This window comes from Cellvibrio sp. QJXJ (genome assembly GCF_024452345.1).
Classification (GTDB): Bacteria; Pseudomonadota; Gammaproteobacteria; order Pseudomonadales; family Cellvibrionaceae; genus Cellvibrio.
Genome location: NZ_CP101662.1, coordinates 513226 through 534683, shown reverse-complemented (window position 1 = coordinate 534683; position 21458 = coordinate 513226). Strand labels below are relative to the sequence as shown.

Below are 21458 nucleotides of genomic sequence, written 5' to 3'. Positions count from 1 at the left end.
TTGATTTCCCCTTACAACTCAACACTACCATAGGTATTTAAGCGGTTATAAAGTGTTTTTAAACTGATACCCAAAACATCCGCCGCTTGTTTTTTATCGCCATCAAAATGCTCCAGGGTTGACTCGATCAGCTCGCGCTCCACCTCCTCCACTGTTTTTCCAACCCGTATTCCGGTCTTATGTTGGCCTGCAACTTTTGAAAAGGGCGACGTCAAATTATCAGGCAATACCAATATTTTCTGTTGTTGATCCGCCATGATATAGCCACGATGAATTGCATGGCGCAACTCACGCACATTGCCCGGCCAGTCGTAATCCATCAGACGTTTCAGCGAGGAGCTACTAACACCTATATCGCTTGAATACTCCTGATTAAATGCTTCAAGAAAATATTGCACCAACAAGGGAATATCTTCTTTGCGCTCACGCAGTGGTGGAATATGAATTGGAAATACTGCCAAACGAAAATATAAATCCTCACGCAGGCAACCTTGTATCGCAATATCCTGCTCTGAACGATTTGTTGCCGACACCACGCGGGCTTCAATATCAATACTAGACGTTGAACCAAGCCGGGTTACTTTTTGCGTCTCTAATACGCGTAACAAATTGGGCTGTAATTCAATAGGCATTTCTGTTATTTCATCCAGAAATAAAGTACCTTTATTAGCTTGTTCAAATACACCAATTTTCCGCTGTATCGCTCCAGTAAAAGCACCTTTTTCGTGACCAAATAATTCACTGCTAATTAGCTCGCGGGAAAATGCACCACAATTGGCAGGGACATAATCACCTTCCGCCTGGCTGGCATAATGAATAGCAGCAGCAACCATTTCTTTACCAACACCGCTCTCACCTAGCAACATCACATTAGCTTTGGTGGTCGATACCCGCTCAATCATTTGATACACATGCTGCATGGATGCGGATTCACCCACCAAATGATTAAAATGCAAACTAACGGATGACTCGTTCTTTTTTGTTGCCAGCCGTTTGTCTTCAAATAGAGATTCCAGCTGTTGCAGATCAATTGGTTTAATCAGGTAATTTATATTCGAACCATAGAGATCAGTCACAATGGACTTAATGGAGGGATGCCCGGTAATAAGTGTGATTTTTGTTTGATTTCGCTCAGGTAATGCCTCCAATAAATGCAAGCCACTGCCATCCGGTAAAATTAAATCCAAAATCACATGCGAATAGCGATTTTTGCCAAGCAATTCACGTGCTTGCGCCACCGAATCGGCCGCCATCACCTTGTGGCCCAACAAACTTAATAACTGAACTGTTGCATCCAAGAACCGCCGATCATCGTCAACCAATAAAACTTCAGCCACGATTTATATCCTCATGTTGCCAGTTAGCGCGAGGCTCATTCTAGCACCAGTCAGATATAGGAATGCACCACCGATCAATAACTTAGCGATGCAATTCACTTTTTTGAATATTTAAAAAAATGGCAAAAGGCGCAATCCGGGAAACGCAACGCGAAATATTCGCTGCAGGGTAGACCCTGTGGGTGCAGAGGCAATTCCCGCGACAACACCCACTAACAATGGGGCAAAAACAAAGGTAATCAGAAATGAACTAAATGCCGGTTTATTAAGCGCCAAATTCAGACATTGTTGTAGCTCCGCGCCCTGCAATGCCAAGCGATCACTCTTTTGTTTCACTTCGACGACTAAATTCATTTTTAGTACTCCGCACAAAATTATCAATGTGCGCACGGGTATAAGGAAAAGTCATGCGTGCACGATATTTCACAAACAACCAACGGCAAACAAACAAAAGCAAAACCTGCAGCAAGAAAAACGTGAGCATGCCCAGACCAAGTTGTTCGCTTAAAGCCACAACTGACCAGGCAACCAATGCGGAAAATGAACACCAAGTCAGCAAAATAATGGGCATCATAATCAACCACAGCATCATTACTTTGGGCAGCGTATGTACTGCCAGTAATGCTTCTGTGCGCGCCAAGTCAATCACGCCGCCCGCAAAACCAATTAACTGCTCGCCCAGCTGTACGGTTTGGGCTACATCAGCTTCCCAGTTAGCTGCAGGTTGATCAGCTGACGATGAAACACGCTCCTGAGGCTGGGTAGCCTCAGGAGCCTGCTCATTGCGCTCAGGGGTATGCATATTCGCTTACTCAGTGACGACGAGTAAGTAAATACGACACCAGACAACCGGCTGCAAAAGCAACACCCACCGTTACCAAGGGTTTGGCTCTAACGGCTTCTTCGGCTTTCTCTTCCAACTCAATAGCACGCGCCTTACCTTCATTGAGCTTGATTTTGGCATTAGCCGCTGTAGCCGTACCAATAGAACCAACCGCATCATAGATACTGGAGGTCGCTTCCTTAAACTGGGCGATAGCTTCAGACATGGAGATATCGTCCATTTTACCGTTCTCATTACTTTTTACTGAAGTTTGAGTAGCCATGGTTATTACCTCTTGGGTTGTTGAAAAACAGGTTTAGGATTTTACCAATTTACGTTCAAATCACTGACACAGTTTCTACAGTACTAAAGGCGACGCCGGCCAAAAATAAGCGACAAGATAAACAGCACGAGAAATACAAAAAATAAAATTTGCGCTATTCCTGTTGCTGCCCCAGCGATACCACCAAAGCCTAAAAGACCAGCAATAATGGCAACAATAAAAAATACTAGTGAATAGTAAAGCATGGGATGCTCCTCTGTTTAACATTCACTGTATTACCTTCAATGAACATGCCAACTCATTTTAACTTGGCTGAAAAACACAGAAAAAATTAGCAATGGAGTATAGCTTTAACACTGTAATGGAGCTGGCTACAGGCATTTTTGATCGCAATCAAAACTCAACAAGCTAGATATTGATAAAAATCATAAAAAGCATGGCGCTAACAAAAAAATCATCCTTTGGCGGAGTAATATTTGCAAAGACTACAAAAATTCGAAAAACTTACACCCCTATTCAGTCTGCTATTAGCCACTACTCTTTGTTACTCGCGACATCACCATCAAGAAGATTGATCCAGCAACCGAGCAAATTCAAGTGTAATGATAAAATTTTAAAGCACACCAACAAAGGAATGGCAATTAGCAAGCCGATAACCCCCCACAGCCAACCCCAGGCGAACATCCACAACACGACCAATAAGGGATTCATATTAAACCGTCGACCTAATACTGTTGGCGTTACCAACTGCGACTCAATAAAATTTAATGCCAAAAAACTACCTGGCACCAGCAGCGCCATACTCACTGACTCGTATTCTAAAAAACCGACACCGGTCAGAATTACGCACAACAATAATGGTCCGATATAAGGTGCAAAATTTAACATGGCCGCCAACGTACCCCAAAGCAACGGATCTTCCACACCTATTATTGCCATTACACAGGCCGTTGCTGCCCCCAAACCAATATTGATAATAGAAATTAACAATGCATAGCGGGATATATCGTCGCGCACAGTTTGAAAGATAATCACCGCTTTCTTTTTTTCGGCAAATGATGATTGGGAGCGAACAAAATTACGCATCAGGTTATCACCGTATACCAGAAAGAAATAAGTAATGACAAATACTGCAGCAACCTGGACTAAAAACATCGCCGTAGTACCTGCGGCGAGTGACACCGCAGAAAAAAGAATCGTTTCAAAGAGGCTGCTAACAGCATTACTTTCTTGACTAGCCGAGGGCATGACCTGTGATCGCAACAAATTAAACTGATCAGCAAAGCCATTTAGATGTGCAGTTAATTTATTCCCCAGCTCGGGCAAACTACCTAACCAATGCGCAGCAGGCCCACCGAGGAAAACACAGGTCAAGCCCAGCATAAAAAGCAGAAAAATAACCACTAATGCGGCAGCAAGCGGATGCGGTAATTTAAAATCGGCGAGGAGCCGCACAAGCGGACTGGAAAATAATGCAATAAAACCGGCAACAAATATCGGTAGTAATAAGGTGCGGCAAAAATACAAGGTATAGAGTACTGCAATCACTACCAATATATTTAGAGCCATGCCTATAGTATTGGAGAAATTAATACGCCTTATTATCTGTGTATCAGGCGTACTCCCCGGGTTGTGATGCACAATTGGACTATTCATAACGACTCCCTGAGCATTGGCATTGACTCAGGATATCTGCTATTTCCATACCAGCTTTACGCGAAAAAGATATACCTCACTCCCACAATGTAATTTCCTTTAATAAAAATTTACATATTTTTGTAGTTTTTTCATAAATCTTAATTTATTACCTGCCATATAAACCAAAAATAATCACATCAAATATCCCCCGCAGATTTTCCCCACACGCAAAAACAGTGGTTCCCGGGTAATTTTTGATTAATTGGCATGAATTAAGCTTTATCCTTTACGTGCCCTCTTTAACGAGCGCATGTTTTTCAACGAAATATTTTCAATATTTTTTGAAAAAATTTTCCAAAGGAGAACATCATGAAAAATACTTTATTTGACTCAATCACCATTTCTCTTAGCGCCCTTGCGCTCACCACGTCACTGTCTGCCGTCGCAGCCAACACAGAGCCTGCAGCAAATAATAGTGCCCATACAGAGAACACTTATACCGAAAAAACTTACACTGAGAAAAGAAGCGCGGCAGAATTTTGGGCCGACTTTAAACAGGATAGCAAACAGACCTGGCAGGATAGTAAAGCAGCATTCAAAGACGGCTGGATTGAAAGCAAGCTGGAAACAGCGTTAATCCTGAATGAGCACCTCAATGCATTCAAAATTGACATTGAAGTCGATAAAGATATGGCCACTCTGGGTGGAGAAGTTCACTCCGATATTGAAAAAGAACTGGCCGAAAATATTGCGCTGGGCGTTGAAGGCATTGACGCAGTGACCAATAACATCAAGGTAATTGAAAAACCCGCTAAAAACGCAGAATCTGTTGCCCCGCAAGGTCGTAACTTCGCACAGTATGTCGCTGACGTTTCCACCACTGCGGCAATTAAAACCGAGCTGCTGGCTTCGCCCAACATTAAAGGCTTGGCAATTGATGTGGACACACTAAACCATAAGGTAACCCTTTCCGGTCAAGTGAGTTCACTGGAACAAAAAGCATTAGCGCAAGCAATAGCCGCCAAACACGAAAATGTGAAAGGTGTGGTGAATAATTTGCAAATTAAGTCGTGATTCCAATGAGCACAAAACTTGATGTGAATATTATTAACGGGGCGGGTACCGCCCCGGCTTCGCATTAAGAGAAAAACAAGTGCAAATACAACAAGTTATAAAACAAACCTCACAAAGACATGCAACTTCAGCAAAGGGTTCAGCGTTTGTTCAGCTGTAATTTAGGCTTTATCCCTCCCGCTGAATGGTTTAGTCTTACTTTTAATTAAGTCACACGAGCCTACTAACCACTTGAACACCCACGTTATATCCCCCCCGGAAATTATTACCCAGCCTCTATCGCTGGAGCCTAGTGATAGTCGTCGCCTTGCCAACCTCAATGGTCTGCTCGGCCAACACCTGCGCCAGATTGAAGAGCGCCTTGATATTGAAATTCGCAATCGCGGTTCAGAGTTCCAGCTGGTAGGCCCCGCCAACAAAACCCGTGCTGCCGCCGAACTACTGCGAAACCTTTACGAATTTACCGGTCACAGTGAACTCACCCCGGATGAAGTACATCTCGCTTTGCAAACCTCAGGAATTGAACAGCTTATGCAACAACTCGATAACGCCGAGTCTATTGTGGATGACGCCGCAATCGGCGCTACAGCACCTGCCACCGAAACCACGGGCGACGAAGGCGGCATTACGCTTATCCGCACTAAAAAGTGCACTATCAAGCCACGTGGCCTCAACCAACAGCGTTACGTGCGCGCCGTGCAGCGCCATGACATCAATTTCGGTATTGGCCCAGCCGGTACGGGCAAGACCTACCTCGCTGTGGCCTGTGCGGTAGAAGCCTTATTGAAAAATGAGATAGAGCGTATTTTGCTGGTGCGCCCTGCGGTTGAAGCAGGTGAGAAACTCGGGTTTCTACCAGGCGACCTGGCGCAGAAAGTCGACCCCTACCTGCGCCCGCTTTACGATGCCCTGTTTGAAATGCTGGGCTTTGATACCGTAGGCAAGCTGATGGAGCGCGGTGTGATTGAAGTGGCGCCCCTCGCGTTTATGCGCGGCCGCACCCTGAACAATTCTTTCGTGATTCTGGATGAAAGCCAAAACACCACCCGCGAGCAGATGAAAATGTTCCTGACCCGCATCGGTTTTGGCACTACTGCCGTAATCACTGGCGACCCAACCCAGATCGACTTGCCCCGCGGCATGGCCTCTGGCTTGCGCCACGCGATTGAGGTGTTGGATAACGTCAACGGTATCAGCTTTACCCACTTCACCTCTAAAGATGTGGTGCGCCACCCGATTGTTCAGCGCATAGTCGAAGCCTATGACGCATTTGAACAAAAGAACCCCAAACCGGATGACGCGCGCTAATCATGGCCTACCAAATTGATATAGAAAGTAATAGCCAAAGCCAACAGATACCGGCTCTGGCTGAACTGGAGCGCTGGATTGGTGCCGCGCTGCACAGTCAAAAACTTGAAGATGCAGAAGTAAGCCTCTATATCGTCGACGAAGACGAAAGTCAGCAACTTAATAGCCAGTATCGCAGCAAAGACTACCCCACCAACGTGCTCTCCTTCCCGGCAGATATTCCCGAGGAAGTGGGTGTACCGCTCTTGGGTGACTTGGTGGTCTGCGCCCCTGTGGTGGAGCGTGAAGCTCAGGAACAAGGTAAAACCTTGGCCGCCCACTGGGCACATATGCTGGTGCACGGCAGCTTGCACCTCCTGGGCTTCGATCACATCGACGATACTGAAGCCGACGAGATGGAAGCGCTTGAAACAGCAATTATCACCGGGCTGGGTTACCCTGCTCCCTATAACGAACTTACGGCAGAATAAAAACCTTGGGAACTAGCATCATGTCGGACGACCATCCGAGTAGCACAACTACTGACAAATACGAACGCAGCGATAAACACGAGCGATCGTGGCTGGATAAAGTACTGCACGCCTTCAGCGCGGAACCTAAATCCCGCGATGAGCTGCTGGAAATTATTAAAGACGCCGCCGATAACCAATTGCTCGACCAGGAAGCCCTGAGCATTATCGAGGGCGCACTGGATGTATCCTCCCTGCAAGCGCGTGAAATTATGGTGCCGCGCTCACACATAGTCGCCATTCGCCTGGAAGACTCACCGCAGGAATACCTGCCGCAAATTATCGAATCCGGCCACTCACGCTTTCCGGTGATTGGTGAAAATATCGATGATGTACGCGGTATTTTGCTCGCTAAAGACTTACTGCCGCTCGCCTTAAAAGGCACCGACAACTTCAATCTGGAAACCATACTGCGCCCCGCCAACATTGTGCCGGAGAGCAAACGCGTAAATATTTTGCTGCGCGAATTCCGTGAAAATCGCTATCACATGGCGTTAGTGATGGACGAATACGGCGGCATTACTGGCCTGCTCACCATTGAAGATATCCTGGAAGAAATTGTCGGCGAAATTGAAGATGAAACCGACGAAGAAGATGAAGCCTCAGACTTCATCAAACGCGTGAGCGAAACCGACTATATAGTCAAGGCGCTTACCCCCATTGAAGACTTCAACGAATTTTTCAACACCCAATTCAGCAACGAAGACTTTGATACCCTGGGCGGGATTTTGATGCAGGAGTTTGGCCATTTGCCCAAGCGCAACGAGGTGGTACAAATGGACAAGATGCAGTTCCGCGTACTCTACGCCGACAATCGCCAAATCCATTTATTGCGCTTAACAATCGCAACAGATTAATCTTCGCAGCCGTAACAGAGCAAAAACCTGGAAATCCCGCCCTCTCCCGGCGGGATTTTTTTAACCGTCTAAAAAAGATTACCCACCCATGGCCGATACCTTTCGCAATCTCCCCAACTCACTGGCACTGCTGTTTGCACTGGTTAGTGGTGCGCTTATCACCCTGAGCTTTGCACCGTTTAACCTCTGGCCAATTACCCTACTGGGCCTCACCACCTTTGCCTTGCTGCTCAAAGAGCAGCCCAGAAACCAGGTACTCTGGCGTAGCTTTGCATTTGGCGTAGGGCTTTATGGCGCAGGTATTCACTGGATTTACGTCAGCATCCATAACTTTGGTGGCGCTGCCCCCCTGTTTGCCGCCTTTTTGGTATTGATATTCGCCTGTTTTATGGCGCTTATTTTTACGCTGCCGTTCTATATTTATGGCCGCTGGTTTAGCTATCACCGCTTTGCCTTGCTCATCGCCCTACCCGCATGCTGGTTGCTCGGGGAGTGGTCACGCACCTGGTTACTAACGGGTTTCCCCTGGTTATTTTTAGGCTATAGCCATGTGGATACCTGGCTCGCTGGCTGGGCACCGGTTACCGGTGTGATGGGCATTAGTTTTATTCTGGCAGCCAACGCCGGCGCAATCGCTGAACTGGTATGGCACGGCAAAGCTGCCCGCCAACAAAAGCCGGTAGTCATAAGTGCGATCACTCTTAACCTTGCGTTCTGGGTGAGCGGCGCCGTGCTAAGCAGCATCACTTGGGCTAAACCGGAGCAAACACCCATCAAGATTGGCATGGTGCAGCCCAACGTAGATCAGAGCACCAAACTCACGTTCAATGAGGAAAGCACCCTCGCCGCCCTGAACCAATTACGCGAACTCAGCACTGACCTGTGGAATAACGACTGGGTAGTCTGGCCAGAGGCCGCCATCCCCACCAGCCTTACCTTTCATGAAGCACTGCCCTTTTTGGAGGAGATGAACAGCAAAGCCGCTGCCGCCAATACCGCGCTGTTCACCGGGGTGATTTATGAGGATCGCGACAAACAGAAATACTACAACTCAATAGCCGGACTGGGTGAAGGCTATGGGTTTTATCACAAGCGCCGTTTAGTGCCCTTTGGCGAATACGTACCGCTGGAAGACCAACTGCGCGGGCTGATCGAGTTTTTCAACCTGCCTACTTCGTTTATCCATTTGGGCCCGCAGGATCAACACGGCCTGATTGCCAAGGGAGTACGTATCACGCCCGCGATTTGCTATGAAATTGTCTATCCGGATTTAATAGCCCAAGCCGCCAAAGAGACACAGGTGCTGCTCAGCGTTAACAACCTCGGCTGGTTTCTGGATTCCATCCAGTCCAAGCAGTTTATGCAGATGGCGCAAATGCGCGCCCTCGAAACCGGCCGCTATCTGGTGTACAGCACCAACAACGGCCCCAGCGCGATTATCGACAACAAAGGTAAGATCATCAGTCAAAGCAATTCCTTTACCGCACAAACTTTTACCGGTGTGATTCACGCAGTGAAGGATTGGACGCCGTTTATGATTACCAGCAGCGGGCCACTGGTTATTCTGTGCACACTGCTGTTATTGGCGCTGCAACTGCCCCAGCTGTATCGCAAACAACCAGACTGATCATCACTGCACCATTAACAGCCAGCGGGTCATATTGACTAAAACCCGCTGGCGCCCCTGCAAAAAAACAGCAATCTGTAGCAAAAACCAACAGACACTATATGTAGTCATAACCCGACAATTGGATTATTAGAAAAAAGTCTAAGTTTCACGACAAACCGTCACATTTTGCATACGTCGCCAATTGTGGGGCTTTTCCGGCGCAACGTCTGATTCTTGCTGACTTGCCCCCAGTTTGTACCCCTGTCACCCACACCTTATCCACAGCTTTTCAAGCTTGCATAAAACCCACAATCGCATTATCTTGTAGCCCATTCACGATTTACCCCTAGATATAGGTGTTAAGCGCGCCAAGCACACTAATGGTGCCTAACCCTGCAGAGCTAAATCGTCAAGCAAAATTTTGACCCAATTGAACGCTTACCTATTGTTTGTCGTATTGGCAGCAGTAATTAAGTGGCTGGGGCGCTACTCCAAGTGGGTATCTCCGGCATCAGCTGTATGGGCACCAAGTGCAATGGAGTCAACCACAAGATCTTGTGGTCAGACAAAATAGGCAAAACCGTGTTGCAGACCCTGATTTTAATAACAACGGCTGCTTTTAGAATGCAGCGCCCGGGTCACTCATACACAACGCTTTATCACAGTTTTTTTACCAACCAGTCATTTCAACCAGGAAAGACCTCACGCGGGAGACGTCTATGCAAACTGACATTGAAACCACCACCGGTACACGCAACGTGCAACAGGATATTCACAGCGGCGGCGCGCCGCTCTCGGCCACAGCGCCCGGCCAACTGCGAGTCATCAAACGCAACGGAACGGTGGTTCCCTTCGATGCCAGCAAAATTGCCATCGCCATGACCAAAGCCTTTTTGGCGGTAGAAGGTGGCACTGCCGCTGCTTCTACACGGGTACATGAAGTGGTGAGCAGCCTCACCCAGCAAATTACCGCCACCTTCAAACGCCGTATGCCCTCGGGCGGCACTATCCATATTGAAGAGATCCAGGATCAGGTCGAACTGATTCTGATGCGCTCGGGCGAGCAAAAAATCGCCCGCGATTACGTGCTCTACCGCGAAGAGCACGCTCGCCTGCGTGCCCAAAAACAATCCAGCTCCCAAGAGCCAGACCCGGATTACCCCAGCCTGAACGTGATTCTGGCCGATGGCAGCCGCGCGCCGTTGGATATTGGCCGTATGCGCACCATCGTGCGTGAAGCCTGTGCCGGTTTAGCCGGTGTAGAAGAGAAGGCGATTCTCGATGAAGCCATGCGCAACCTCTATGACGGTGTGGCGGAAAAAGACGTAAACACCTCATTGGTGATTACCGCCCGCACCCTGGTAGAAAAAGAGCCAAACTACTCTTTTGTAACCGCTCGCCTGCTGATGGACAAACTGCGCGCTGAAGCCCTGAGCTTCTTTGGTGTAGCCAACTCAGCAACCCAAGCGGATATGGAAACCCTCTACGCCCAAACCCTGCCGCTCTACATCAAAAAAGGGGTTGAGCTGGAACTGATCTCCCCTGAATTGCAAAACTTTGATTTGGAAAAACTGGGCAAAGCCCTGATCGCCGAGCGCGATCTGCAGTTCACCTACCTCGGCCTGCAAACCCTGTATGACCGCTACTTCATCCACAGCAACGACACTCGCATCGAACTGCCGCAAATATTCTTTATGCGCGTTGCTATGGGCTTGGCGATTCAAGAAAAGAACCGTGAAGACCGCGCGATTGAGTTCTATCGCCTGCTCTCTTCGTTCGATTACATGAGCTCCACCCCAACCCTGTTCAACTCCGGCACCTTGCGCCCGCAGTTGTCCTCTTGCTACCTGACTACCGTACCGGACGACCTGCACGGTATTTACGGCGCCATTCAAGACAACGCCATGCTCAGCAAATTTGCTGGCGGCTTGGGTAACGACTGGACACCCGTGCGTGCACTGGGCGCCTATATCAAAGGCACCAATGGCAAATCACAAGGTGTAGTTCCCTTCCTGAAGGTAGCGAACGATACCGCCGTGGCCGTAAACCAAGGCGGCAAACGCAAAGGCGCGGTTTGTGCGTATTTGGAAACCTGGCACTTGGATACCGAAGAATTCCTTGAACTGCGCAAAAACACCGGTGATGACCGTCGCCGCACCCATGACATGAACACTGCCAACTGGGTGCCCGACCTGTTCATGAAGCGCGTGTTTGACGATAAAGAGTGGACTCTGTTCTCGCCCAACGATGTGCCCGACCTGCACGACTTGTACGGCAAAGCCTTCGAAGAGCGTTACGCCTTCTATGAAGCTGAAGCCGCTGCTGGCCGCATCAAAGTATTCAAAACCGTGCGCGCATTAGACCTGTGGCGCAAAATGCTGGGCATGCTGTTTGAAACCGGCCACCCATGGATCACCTTCAAAGACCCATGCAACCTGCGCAGCCCGCAGCAGCATGCCGGTGTGGTTCACTCGTCCAACTTGTGTACCGAGATCACACTCAATACCAAAGCTAACGATGAAATCGCGGTATGCAACCTCGGTTCCGTGAACCTTGCCCAGCATATTGTGGATGGCAAACTCGATCAAGCGAAGCTGGAGCGCACCGTTAAAACTGCAATCCGCATGCTCGATAACGTGATCGACATTAACTACTACGCCGTGGCTACCTCCAAGCAGTCCAACCTGCGTCACCGCCCTATCGGCCTTGGCATTATGGGCTTCCAGGATGCACTCTATGAGCAGCGTATCGCCTACAGCTCGCAAGCCGCTGTGGATTTTGCCGATACCTCCATGGAAGCCGTGAGCTACTACGCGATCAAAGCCTCCAGCGAACTGGCGGCCGAGCGCGGCAAATACTCTACCTTTGAAGGTTCGCTCTGGAGCAAAGGCATTCTGCCCATCGACTCGATTGAAATCCTCGCGCAAAACCGTGGTGAGAATTACATCAAAGTGGATCGCAGCCAAACCTTCGACTGGGCGACCTTGCGTGCACAAGTAAAAGCACAAGGTATGCGCAACTCCAACGTGATGGCGATTGCACCCACGGCAACCATTTCCAACATCACCGGCGTAACCCAGTCGATTGAACCGACTTACCAAAACCTCTACGTGAAATCCAACCTCTCGGGCGAATTCACCGTAGTTAACCCGCACTTGGTACACGACTTAAAAGCCCGTGGCTTGTGGGATGCGGTAATGGTTAACGATTTGAAATACTACGAAGGCTCACTGCAAAAGATCGACCGCATCCCGGCCGACCTCAAAGCCATCTACGCCACCGCGTTTGAAGTAGAACCCAAGTGGATCGTAGAAGCCGCCAGCCGTCGCCAGAAGTGGATTGACCAAGCGCAGAGCTTGAATCTCTACATCGCTGGCGCTAACGGCAAAAAATTAGACATTACTTACCGCATGGCATGGTTCTCCGGCTTAAAGACTACGTATTACCTGCGTGCCTTGGCTGCAACCACCACTGAGAAATCCACCATCAATACCGGTGCATTGAACGCCGTATCGGCTGGTGGTGCGAGTGGATTGTCAGCTGCACCTGCTGCTGCAAAACCTGCCGTATCAGAAGTAGAAGCCGCGAGTTTCGCCGAAGCAGCGCCAGTGCCATTGGCCTGTTCGATAGACAATCCAGATTGCGAAGCCTGCCAATAAGATGTTGCGGTTCGTTCCTCACCAGCAGCCTACGAAGCACCCTGTAGGTTGATGAGCTTGCGAACCGCGACAAAAACGCAAAATACACGATGCACGCACACAGAATTAAACGAGGATCACATGCTAAGTTGGGATGAATTTGACACCGAAGAAGCGGTAAAAGAAACAGCACGTCAAGACGCCATCAGCGCCGCGCAAACCAAAGCCGCCGCGCCAGTAGCGCAACCGACCCAAGCGCAAGTTGCACAAGCACAGGCCGCCCAAGTAAGTGCTGCTGCCGATGCCCAAGCCGTGAACACCGCCTTTGCTGCCGCCGCCAAAGAAGAAGGTATCAGCCCTGAACTCGCTAAAGCGCGCGCGAGCCTCGCTGCACTTGACCCTGCTCCCGGTTTGCAAGAATTGGAAATGGGCGCCGCCCGTATTCAGGTGGATGAAAAGCGCATGATCAACTGTCGCGCTGACTTGAACCAACTGGTTCCGTTCAAATACGACTGGGCATGGCAAAAATACCTTGATGGCTGCTCCAACCACTGGATGCCACAAGAAGTAAACATGACCGCCGACATCGCCACCTGGAAAAGCAAAGACGGCCTGACCGATGACGAGCGTCGCATTGTTATGCGCAGCCTCGGTTACTTCTCTACCGCCGACTCACTGGTAGCGAACAACCTCGTCCTCGCGATTTACCGTTTGATAACCAACCCCGAATGCCGCCAATACATTTTGCGTCAATCATTCGAAGAGGCGATTCACACTCACGCCTATCAATACTGCATTGAATCGTTGGGTATGGATGAAGGCGAAATCTTCAACATGTACCGCGAATTGCCAAGCGTGGCGAACAAAGCCGCATGGAGTTTGAAACATACCCAAACTTTGGGCGACCCAACCTTCACCACCGGCACACCGGAAACCGATCAGGAATTGCTGCGCAACCTCGTTGCGTTTTATGTAGTGACCGAAGGTATTTTCTTCTACTGCGGATTCAGCCAAATTCTCAGCATGGGCCGCCGCAACAAAATGACCGGCGTTGCCGAACAGTTCCAATACATCCTGCGCGATGAATCCATGCATTTGAACTTTGGTATCGATGTAATCAACCAAATCAAATTGGAAAACCCGCACTTGTGGACTGCAGAATTCCAACAAGAAGTTATCCAAATGATTTTGGAAGGCACCGAGCTGGAAATCCAATACGCGCGCGACTCTATGCCACGCGGCGTACTCGGCATGAATGCCGCGATGATGGAAGAATACCTCCACTTCATCGCCAACCGCCGCTGCGCACAAGTCGGCTTGAAAGAACAATTCCCAGGCGCACAGAATCCATTCCCATGGATGAGTGAGATTATGGATTTGCGTAAGGAGAAGAATTTCTTTGAGACGCGAGTGATTGAATATCAGACTGGTGGGGCGTTGAGCTGGGATTGATTTAATCCTTCCACCGTCATACCTGCGAACGCAGGTATCCATTACGAACGGATTACATATTCCGGAGTGAATAACCTAAACCGCTGTTGAGTTTTGTCAGAGATTTCTGATGGGGCTGAATGGCGGTTTTTTATCCACCAAGGAAAAAATAGGCAGAGCAATTAAAGTGATTATCAAAACCATAAGAATAAGGAAATTTCGTTCATTTGAAGACTCAAAAGAAATTTCACTATCTGATATTAACGTATTAATAGGCGCCAACAATTCAGGGAAGTCATCTGTACTTCGCGCACTACATCATTTACAACAAGGACTTAATGATCCTTTTGGCGATGTTAGAGTAGGAGCAACTAAAGCCACTATCGATATGACATTTAACAAGCAGCCTACAACTCCACCGTGGACACAGTTTGAAAACTCTCGCATTGCCTATTGCTCAATCACAATACAATCCGCTGACAGAAGATCTGGACAAATCAGCAATCAATTAACGGTAGGAAATGGATCAACAACAGTTGGGGAATATAAATCTCCCAACTCAGAACCCAGTCACTTAATAATTCCATTTTTATCTAAAAGAAAAACAGCAAACTATTTAGAGGATGTGAGAGAACAATTCGTTACTCAAATATCATCTGACATGTCTAACTTAGCAGCAAAGCTCTCGCGAATAGCTAACCCAAACTTTCCTGCATACCAACAATATTCAAATGCTTGCAAAGAGATATTAGGCTTTGTAGTGACATCAATCACTTCTCCAAATGGACAACGGCCCGGCATCTATCTTCCTGACCAGTCATCCGTTCCAATAGATCAAATGGGAGAAGGCGTGCCAAATATTGTATCTCTACTTGTAAGCCTATCCATGTCAGAGGGAAAGCTTTTTTTAATAGAAGAACCTGAAAATGATCTTCACCCACAGGCATTAAAAGCATTACTAGACCTAATAGTATTAAGCTCACAAAAAAACCAATTTGTGATCTCAACGCACTCAAATATTGTTGTTACACACCTTTGCTCTGTGGATAAAAGTAAGCTCTTTAAAATCAATAGCGAGAAAGGGCAACTACCTACTACAGCGACTATTGAAGAAGTAAGTAATAGTCCACGTGATCGAGTTCAGGTTCTCCAAGAATTGGGTTATTCATTTTCTGATTACGATTTATGGGAAGGATGGCTATTATTAGAGGAATCTTCTGCTGAGCGTATTATTCGCGACTATTTAATTCCGTGGTTTGCTCCAAAACTTCACCGGATAAAAACTGTAGCTGCAAATGGTATCAACAATGTAGAGCCTACTTTTAACGATCTCTCCCGAGTCGTGCTGTTCACTCACCTTCAACAAGCATATTCAGGCTTAGCTTGGGTAAGAGTGGATGGCGATGATGCGGGAAAAGAGTCAATAGAAAAACTTAGAACAAAATTTTCATCCATACCTAAAGATCATTTTTCCACTTTTGATAAGCCGCAATTCGAACTTTACTATCCAGCCGAATTCCAAGCCAAGGCGAATGCAGCCCTAGCTATTCAAGGCAAGAAGCAAAAGCAGGAAGAAAAAGGAACACTGCTGAAAGAAGTAATCATTTGGATAGAACAAGATATAAATCGAGCCAAGATAGAATTTGAAAAATCCGCAGCAAGCGTTATCACCGAACTGAAACTGATTGAAAAGCAATTTTTACAACAAAAGGATGTGAGGACTTAGGTAGCACGTAGCTCGTAGGTTGGGCTTGATGTAGGTTGCTGGTGAGCTTGCGAACCGCAACATTCGTAATTGCAAACGGCACATTGGTTTGTAAATACGAAAAACCAATCCACAGCACATGTGTTTTGGTTTTGGTGGTTGCGGGTACATGGTCATGTTGCGGTTCGTTCCTCAGGCTACGCGCCCTGCCGAAACCTACAAAAAGATGAACTATGAATAGCGAATTCATTTCACAACTGAGCAATGGAATTCTTTCAGCGATAATCGCCCTGCTCTTTTTGGCCATTCTATCGATGCTTTTTGGTTATCGTTTTATTGCAAAAGAACTGATAAAGATTGGCATGAAAAAAGGTGACGCAAAAGCGTTGGGTCATGCCGTTACGGTAATGACATTTTTGACACTCGGCGCGGTTTATTTGAAATTTTTGTGCTGAATTGATACGACAACCAATCAACGGCACACATAATTTGGTTCTAGTGGCTGCGGGCGCATGGTCATACTGGGGGCTATTTTCCATTCCAATCATTCCTATGACACGCCAATAAAAAACACGGAATCACTTTTTAATTGATAAATTGCTCGCCTCCCTGGAACAATAATGAACATAAAAAAACTAAACCCAGTTACTCAAAACATACTGTATTTGCTCGGCGCTATCGTGTTATCGGCGGTTTTGTTTTTCTCTATTTACATCCCGCGCACTTTTCTTTACGACATATATTCAATACCCGCTGGATCGATGGCACCCACAATAAATGTTGGCGATACAGTTATCGTTAACAAACACATTTACCGAGACACCATAAAAGGCAAGCCCGACAGCAACCAACCCCGGCGGGGGGATATAATTGCATTCAACCCGCCACACCAGCCGAATACGGTTTACTTAAAACGTGTTATAGGAATTCCAGGAGATGTTATTCACTTCACTGACAAACAATTGACAATAAATAATAAACCCGTTGAAACCAAGAAGCTAAATGACGCATTATTTTCGGAAACACTTAACGACACCACATATCAAGTACAATATTTGAATGAAGAAAACCTTTATCGTGATATCAAAGTCACCACCCCTGTCGACCACTATTTCGTAATGGGTGACAACAGAGACAATTCGCTGGATAGCCGTGAATGGGGGTTTGTGCCAAAAGAAAAACTGATAGGAAAAACAACTATAGTCTTCTAATCAAAAAAACTAACAACATCACTTCAACTGCGCATTCTTTATAGTTTTGGTGGTTACGGATGTATGGTCATTTTACGGTTATTCACCCACAACACCCCACCAGTTCAATTTAATTTGGATAATAACAAATGGAAACCAACACAATTTACGATGCCCCCAAAGCAAACCTTGTTGACTTCAACCTCCAACAAACCGAAGGGCTGGAAAACGTTTTACATGTCGCTAAACAGCAAAAAGCGCTTATTTATACCTTTCTTGTATATTTTGTAGCGGCAGTGCTCGTGCAAGCAGCGCCGCCAGAAATCAGGCAAGTCGCAAGCCTTATTGTTATTCCGATATGGATTGCCATCATTATTTTAAATGCGCGCTTATGCTGGAAAGTGTATGGAAAGTTTTTTGCGGTAGTGATGATTATTCTGGGTATTGTTCCCATTATTAACTTTTTAGTGGTAGTTGCTGCCAGCTCACGGGCGAACAGATTAATTAAAAAAGCGGGATTCAAAGTGGGTTTTATGGGTGCCAACACCACACAAATCAAGCAAGCTATACAACAAACCCAGCACGCCGCCTTGTAGGCATTCGACTTATTGAATGCCTACAATTAAACAGAGCACCCACACTATGTCAGTTACCGCCCTCTACACCGACCTCTCTGGTTATTACGATTTAATGTGTGCTGATATCGACTATCGCGAGCAGAGCAATTATGTGCGCAGGCTGCATGAGTTGTTTGGCAATCAGGGGAAAAATGTGTTGGATTTAGCCTGTGGCACCGGCCCACACTTGCGGCATTTTATCGACTTTGGTTATACGGCTAGTGGTGTGGATATTAACCAGCCCATGCTCGATATTGCGCAGCTGCGTTGCCCCGAAGCGCAATTTACCCAACAGGATATGAGCGACCTGAATATGGTCGCGCAGATGGATTTAATCAGCTGCTTTTTATATTCCATCCATTACAACCAAAGTATTGCCACACTTACCGATTGTATTGCCAGCGTTCACCGCGCGCTAAAACCCGGCGGTCTATTTTGTTTTAATGCGGTGGATAAAAGCACTATTGATAATCGCGCTGGCATTAAACACCAACTCACATATGACCAGAGTGATTTTAGTTTTCAGTCCAATTGGTATTACTCAGGTGAAGGCGAACAGCAACAATTACAGCTGAGCATCGAACGAACCACCAACGGTATTACTGAACACTGGCGTGACCAACACACAATGGTCGCCCTCACTTTTGCGCACTTACAACAATTGCTTGAACCCTATTTTGAAGTGCATATTCTTGCGCATGATTACGAGCGAATCGCCCCCTGGGAAAACGCGGCAGGCAATGCGTTTTTTGTTGCGATCAAGCATTAATTTCAAAGCCGCGAATTGTGTAGCACCTTATGAATAAACTTTTTATCATCGGATTGCCGCGTACTGGCACCACCAGCATCAGTGTGGCGCTGTTGGATTATGGATTTAAAGTGGCGCACACGGCGTATACCAAACGCGCATTTGAATTAGCCGATGTTGTTTCCGATGCGCCATGCTTTTGTGATTACCAAGAACTGGATCAGCTATTTCCCCATTCGAAGTTTGTGTATCTGGAACGCAGCCTTGAGCGCTGGGTGCCATCCATGCAAATGCTGCTAAACAAAATGTTGCCGGAACTTGCACCTAAAACCGGTTATTTAAATCCGGTATTGAAACGGGTGATGAACCAGATATTTGCGCCTTTCACAACCAGCAACCCTTTAAGCAAAGAACATTTGGAAGCCTGTTATATAAACCATCAACAACAGGTGATGGATTATTTCGCGCAGCGGGATGACTTTTTACGCATTGATATTAGCGACAGCAATAGCCTGCCAGTATTATTAAGGTTCATGGGGTTTGAACCACCGGTGACTGCACACTCCCCGCATGAACAATCCCTGCATACACAGTTCCCGCATTTGAATAGCGGTAAACAAGTCGATAATTGGAAAGCCATCAAACATCCGAATAAAATTAATTCACTGAGTGCAGGCGCAGAACATCGCCAATTTTTGGATTATCGGCAGCTCAGGCTTAACAGGTGATTCACCCATGAACCCGAATAAAACATTACACAAGTATTTAATCAATCTCCCAGCCGCATTACTGGATTACCCGTTTGGCGATGATATTCATGTGTATAAAGTGGAAGGCAAAGTGTTTGCTATTTATTTTCAGGATGCGAATAGCAAGCGCCTGAACCTAAAGTGCGACCCGGTACTGGCAGAACAACTGCGCATGGTTTTTAGCGAAGTAACCCCCGGCTACCACATGAACAAAAAGCACTGGAACACAGTGGATTTAACCGGCAATTTGCCACAAAGCGAGGTGTTCAAGCAGATAGATCACTCCTACACGCTAATCGTAAAAAAACTCCCCAAGGTAGTTAAGCAGCGTTTGCGAATCCAGCATGAGGGTTTGGCTTGGTTGATATAAGGATTCACTACACTAGACAACCGCATAAATATTAAACGTAAATATCGATGCGGCTTGGACGGGATCGATAGTCTGCTACCGCGTTAGACGCGCAGCTGACCGGGGCATCACCCAGCAGAACTGCTTTAGTCAGTTTCCGGCCCTGACTAAATCATTGTCATTTAGCGAATAAATTTATCGAACGGCATAACATTTACCCATTCGCCCGCCGCTACCGAGCCGCGTTCGCGCTCCAGACAAATATAACAATTGGCTTTAGCCATGCTGCTAAGTACACCAGAGCTTTGCGAGCCAACGCTGATTACACGGTTAGCGCCCTGCTCATTAGTGAGCAGACCACGCTGGAAATCCATACGCCCTGGCTGCTTTTTTAAGGGTGCAACGGCTTGCGCCATAATCGATGCGGCGGCAAACAATTGCTCGCCCGCCAAATGGCGCAGCGCCGGTACTACCAATTGGTGATAGGTGACTGCGGTGGAAACCGGGTTGCCCGGCAGGCCAAAAAACCAACCTTGCCCCAAACGCCCAAACGCAAAGGGTTTACCCGGTTTCATGGCGATTTTCCAGAAGTCGATAGCTCCCAACTCCGCGAGCACATCTTTGGTGTAATCCGCATCACCCACCGAGACACCGCCGGTGGAAATCACCACATCAGCCCACTGGCTTGCAGTAGTGAACGCGGCGCGCAAGGCGTGTGGATCGTCAGGGATAATACCGAGATCCAGCAGTTCTACCGGCAATCGTTGCAGTAATGCCGCCAGTAACGGGCGATTACTGTCGTAAATTTTACCCAACTGTGGCGCCATGCCTGGCAGCAATAACTCATCGCCGGTGGTGAGCAAGGCAATGCGCAATTTGCGCAGCACACTTACGCTGGCACAGCCCACCGAGGCTAGCAGCCCGATATCCAACGCGGTAATCAATTGGCCAGCCGGGAGCAACTCCGTGCCCAGCGCAATGTCTTCACCGGCGCGGCGGATATTCTCGCCGGAAACAGGGGGTTGAGTAATATTTACCTGATCGCCGACACGCAGGGTATTTTCCTGCATTACCACCGCATCGGCGCCAACAGGGATCAGGCCGCCCGTCATGATGCGAACCGCCTCGCCCGCACGCAGCTCACCTACATAGGGGTGCCCCGCGAGTGATTGGCCGATAACTCGCAAGGTACCGGCATTCGCCCCGCTGCAATCAGCAGCCTGCAGGGCATAACCATCCATCGCCGAGTTATCGCCAGCCGGAACATTAATCGGCGCCATTACCGCTTGCGCCAATACGCGATCCAGTGCATCCGCGAGCGCCACTGTTTCGGTCTCTTGCACTGGCGCTAACTGATTTAATATGCGCTCCAGCGCGGCCTCAACAGCCAGTAACCCGGGTTGTGAACATTGATCCATTAACAAATCTCCACCGCCATCATCTGCACCAAAACTTATACCAATAATCCGAGTCGCAGTTTAGCCTTATGTATGAGTTCCGCGACAACTAATCGCCCCTGGCATTAAAACAAACTCGCTTGGCTAGCAGCGGGCCAGCTTGTTACTATCGCACGCCTGCCCGCTTCCCCAAGAG

Annotated in this window: 21 protein-coding genes; 14 read left to right on the top strand and 7 right to left on the bottom strand. The window is 47.7% G+C overall.

Features of this window, described 5'->3' with window-relative positions; translation table 11 throughout:
• Positions 1–11 precede the first annotated feature (11 nt).
• The 6 genes from NNX04_RS02400 to NNX04_RS02375 form a co-directional block, all read right to left on the bottom strand.
• The gene (locus NNX04_RS02400; RefSeq protein ID WP_261947376.1) at positions 12–1337 is read right to left on the bottom strand and encodes a sigma-54-dependent transcriptional regulator; all 1326 of its coding nucleotides are present in this window, start codon (positions 1335–1337) and stop codon (positions 12–14) included.
• Positions 1338–1448: 111 nt separating this feature from the next.
• On the bottom strand, positions 1449–1691 hold the full coding sequence (locus NNX04_RS02395; RefSeq protein ID WP_151058032.1) for a hypothetical protein: 243 nt from the start codon (positions 1689–1691) through the stop codon (positions 1449–1451).
• Complete coding sequence (locus tag NNX04_RS02390; protein ID WP_151058034.1) at positions 1657–2139, bottom strand: hypothetical protein; 483 nt, start codon at positions 2137–2139, stop codon at positions 1657–1659. Before NNX04_RS02390 ends, NNX04_RS02395 begins: the two co-directional genes overlap by 35 nt.
• A 10-nt stretch (positions 2140–2149) precedes the next feature.
• Positions 2150–2443: a DUF883 C-terminal domain-containing protein gene (locus NNX04_RS02385; protein ID WP_040391789.1), complete on the bottom strand. Its 294-nt coding sequence runs from the start codon at positions 2441–2443 to the stop codon at positions 2150–2152.
• 83 nt (positions 2444–2526) lie between these two features.
• Complete coding sequence (locus NNX04_RS02380; RefSeq protein WP_007641725.1) at positions 2527–2688, bottom strand: DUF1328 domain-containing protein; 162 nt, start codon at positions 2686–2688, stop codon at positions 2527–2529.
• A gap of 289 nt (positions 2689–2977) precedes the next feature.
• Positions 2978–4099: an AI-2E family transporter gene (locus NNX04_RS02375; protein ID WP_232283055.1), complete on the bottom strand. Its 1122-nt coding sequence runs from the start codon at positions 4097–4099 to the stop codon at positions 2978–2980.
• 351 nt (positions 4100–4450) lie between these two features.
• Between NNX04_RS02375 and NNX04_RS02370 the strand changes: the two genes are divergently transcribed.
• The 14 genes from NNX04_RS02370 to NNX04_RS02305 all read left to right on the top strand — a co-directional run bounded on the left by NNX04_RS02370 (position 4451) and on the right by NNX04_RS02305 (position 19886).
• The gene (locus NNX04_RS02370; protein WP_261947375.1) at positions 4451–5155 is read left to right on the top strand and encodes a BON domain-containing protein; all 705 of its coding nucleotides are present in this window, start codon (positions 4451–4453) and stop codon (positions 5153–5155) included.
• A 231-nt stretch (positions 5156–5386) separates the two neighbouring features.
• Positions 5387–6463 carry a PhoH family protein gene (locus NNX04_RS02365; RefSeq protein ID WP_007641731.1) on the top strand — a complete coding sequence of 359 codons (1077 nt, stop codon included), beginning with the start codon at positions 5387–5389 and terminating at the stop codon, positions 6461–6463.
• 2 nt (positions 6464–6465) lie between these two features.
• Entirely contained in the window at positions 6466–6933 is a 468-nt protein-coding gene (gene ybeY / locus NNX04_RS02360) for an rRNA maturation RNase YbeY (RefSeq protein ID WP_007641732.1), read from the top strand.
• Between the two features lie 20 nt (positions 6934–6953).
• Positions 6954–7829 (top strand): HlyC/CorC family transporter, encoded by an 876-nt coding sequence (locus NNX04_RS02355; protein ID WP_007641733.1) that lies wholly within the window; start codon positions 6954–6956, stop codon positions 7827–7829.
• A gap of 88 nt (positions 7830–7917) precedes the next feature.
• Complete coding sequence (lnt, locus tag NNX04_RS02350) at positions 7918–9456, top strand: apolipoprotein N-acyltransferase (RefSeq protein ID WP_261947374.1); 1539 nt, start codon at positions 7918–7920, stop codon at positions 9454–9456.
• A gap of 701 nt (positions 9457–10157) precedes the next feature.
• Positions 10158–13097 (top strand): ribonucleoside-diphosphate reductase subunit alpha, encoded by a 2940-nt coding sequence (locus tag NNX04_RS02345; protein ID WP_261947373.1) that lies wholly within the window; start codon positions 10158–10160, stop codon positions 13095–13097.
• A 120-nt stretch (positions 13098–13217) separates the two neighbouring features.
• The gene (locus NNX04_RS02340; protein ID WP_261947372.1) at positions 13218–14528 is read left to right on the top strand and encodes a ribonucleotide-diphosphate reductase subunit beta; all 1311 of its coding nucleotides are present in this window, start codon (positions 13218–13220) and stop codon (positions 14526–14528) included.
• Between the two features lie 109 nt (positions 14529–14637).
• A complete protein-coding gene (locus tag NNX04_RS02335) occupies positions 14638–16233 on the top strand; it encodes an ATP-dependent nuclease (RefSeq protein WP_261947371.1) in 1596 nt (531 codons plus the stop codon).
• 212 nt (positions 16234–16445) lie between these two features.
• Positions 16446–16667, top strand: coding sequence for a hypothetical protein (locus NNX04_RS02330; RefSeq protein WP_151058044.1), 222 nt, complete (start codon positions 16446–16448; stop codon positions 16665–16667).
• A gap of 165 nt (positions 16668–16832) precedes the next feature.
• Positions 16833–17423 carry a signal peptidase I gene (gene lepB, locus NNX04_RS02325; RefSeq protein ID WP_050977005.1) on the top strand — a complete coding sequence of 197 codons (591 nt, stop codon included), beginning with the start codon at positions 16833–16835 and terminating at the stop codon, positions 17421–17423.
• Between the two features lie 128 nt (positions 17424–17551).
• Positions 17552–17998 carry a hypothetical protein gene (locus tag NNX04_RS02320; RefSeq protein ID WP_261947370.1) on the top strand — a complete coding sequence of 149 codons (447 nt, stop codon included), beginning with the start codon at positions 17552–17554 and terminating at the stop codon, positions 17996–17998.
• Between the two features lie 46 nt (positions 17999–18044).
• A complete protein-coding gene (locus NNX04_RS02315) occupies positions 18045–18788 on the top strand; it encodes a class I SAM-dependent DNA methyltransferase (protein ID WP_261947369.1) in 744 nt (247 codons plus the stop codon).
• A gap of 29 nt (positions 18789–18817) precedes the next feature.
• Complete coding sequence (locus NNX04_RS02310; RefSeq protein ID WP_261947368.1) at positions 18818–19495, top strand: sulfotransferase family protein; 678 nt, start codon at positions 18818–18820, stop codon at positions 19493–19495.
• Between the two features lie 7 nt (positions 19496–19502).
• Entirely contained in the window at positions 19503–19886 is a 384-nt protein-coding gene (locus NNX04_RS02305; protein ID WP_261947367.1) for an MmcQ/YjbR family DNA-binding protein, read from the top strand.
• A 161-nt stretch (positions 19887–20047) separates the two neighbouring features.
• Here the strand turns inward: NNX04_RS02305 and moeA are convergent, their stop codons facing one another.
• Positions 20048–21283, bottom strand: a complete 1236-nt coding sequence (gene moeA, locus NNX04_RS02300; protein WP_261947366.1) for a molybdopterin molybdotransferase MoeA — start codon at positions 21281–21283, stop codon at positions 20048–20050.
• Between the last annotated feature and the right edge of the window lie 175 nt (positions 21284–21458).

Coding starts and splice junctions, on each gene's coding strand:
- NNX04_RS02395 (WP_151058032.1), bottom strand. CDS start 1,691: ATGAATTTAGTCGTCGAAGTGAAACAAAAGAGTGATCGCTTGGCATTG.
- NNX04_RS02390 (WP_151058034.1), bottom strand. CDS start 2,139: ATGCATACCCCTGAGCGCAATGAGCAGGCTCCTGAGGCTACCCAGCCT.
- NNX04_RS02385 (WP_040391789.1), bottom strand. CDS start 2,443: ATGGCTACTCAAACTTCAGTAAAAAGTAATGAGAACGGTAAAATGGAC.
- NNX04_RS02380 (WP_007641725.1), bottom strand. CDS start 2,688: ATGCTTTACTATTCACTAGTATTTTTTATTGTTGCCATTATTGCTGGT.
- NNX04_RS02375 (WP_232283055.1), bottom strand. CDS start 4,099: ATGAATAGTCCAATTGTGCATCACAACCCGGGGAGTACGCCTGATACA.
- NNX04_RS02370 (WP_261947375.1), top strand. CDS start 4,451: ATGAAAAATACTTTATTTGACTCAATCACCATTTCTCTTAGCGCCCTT.
- ybeY (WP_007641732.1), top strand. CDS start 6,466: ATGGCCTACCAAATTGATATAGAAAGTAATAGCCAAAGCCAACAGATA.
- NNX04_RS02355 (WP_007641733.1), top strand. CDS start 6,954: ATGTCGGACGACCATCCGAGTAGCACAACTACTGACAAATACGAACGC.
- lnt (WP_261947374.1), top strand. CDS start 7,918: ATGGCCGATACCTTTCGCAATCTCCCCAACTCACTGGCACTGCTGTTT.
- NNX04_RS02345 (WP_261947373.1), top strand. CDS start 10,158: ATGCAAACTGACATTGAAACCACCACCGGTACACGCAACGTGCAACAG.
- NNX04_RS02340 (WP_261947372.1), top strand. CDS start 13,218: ATGCTAAGTTGGGATGAATTTGACACCGAAGAAGCGGTAAAAGAAACA.
- NNX04_RS02335 (WP_261947371.1), top strand. CDS start 14,638: ATGGGGCTGAATGGCGGTTTTTTATCCACCAAGGAAAAAATAGGCAGA.
- NNX04_RS02330 (WP_151058044.1), top strand. CDS start 16,446: ATGAATAGCGAATTCATTTCACAACTGAGCAATGGAATTCTTTCAGCG.
- lepB (WP_050977005.1), top strand. CDS start 16,833: ATGAACATAAAAAAACTAAACCCAGTTACTCAAAACATACTGTATTTG.
- NNX04_RS02320 (WP_261947370.1), top strand. CDS start 17,552: ATGGAAACCAACACAATTTACGATGCCCCCAAAGCAAACCTTGTTGAC.
- NNX04_RS02315 (WP_261947369.1), top strand. CDS start 18,045: ATGTCAGTTACCGCCCTCTACACCGACCTCTCTGGTTATTACGATTTA.
- NNX04_RS02310 (WP_261947368.1), top strand. CDS start 18,818: ATGAATAAACTTTTTATCATCGGATTGCCGCGTACTGGCACCACCAGC.
- NNX04_RS02305 (WP_261947367.1), top strand. CDS start 19,503: ATGAACCCGAATAAAACATTACACAAGTATTTAATCAATCTCCCAGCC.
- moeA (WP_261947366.1), bottom strand. CDS start 21,283: ATGGATCAATGTTCACAACCCGGGTTACTGGCTGTTGAGGCCGCGCTG.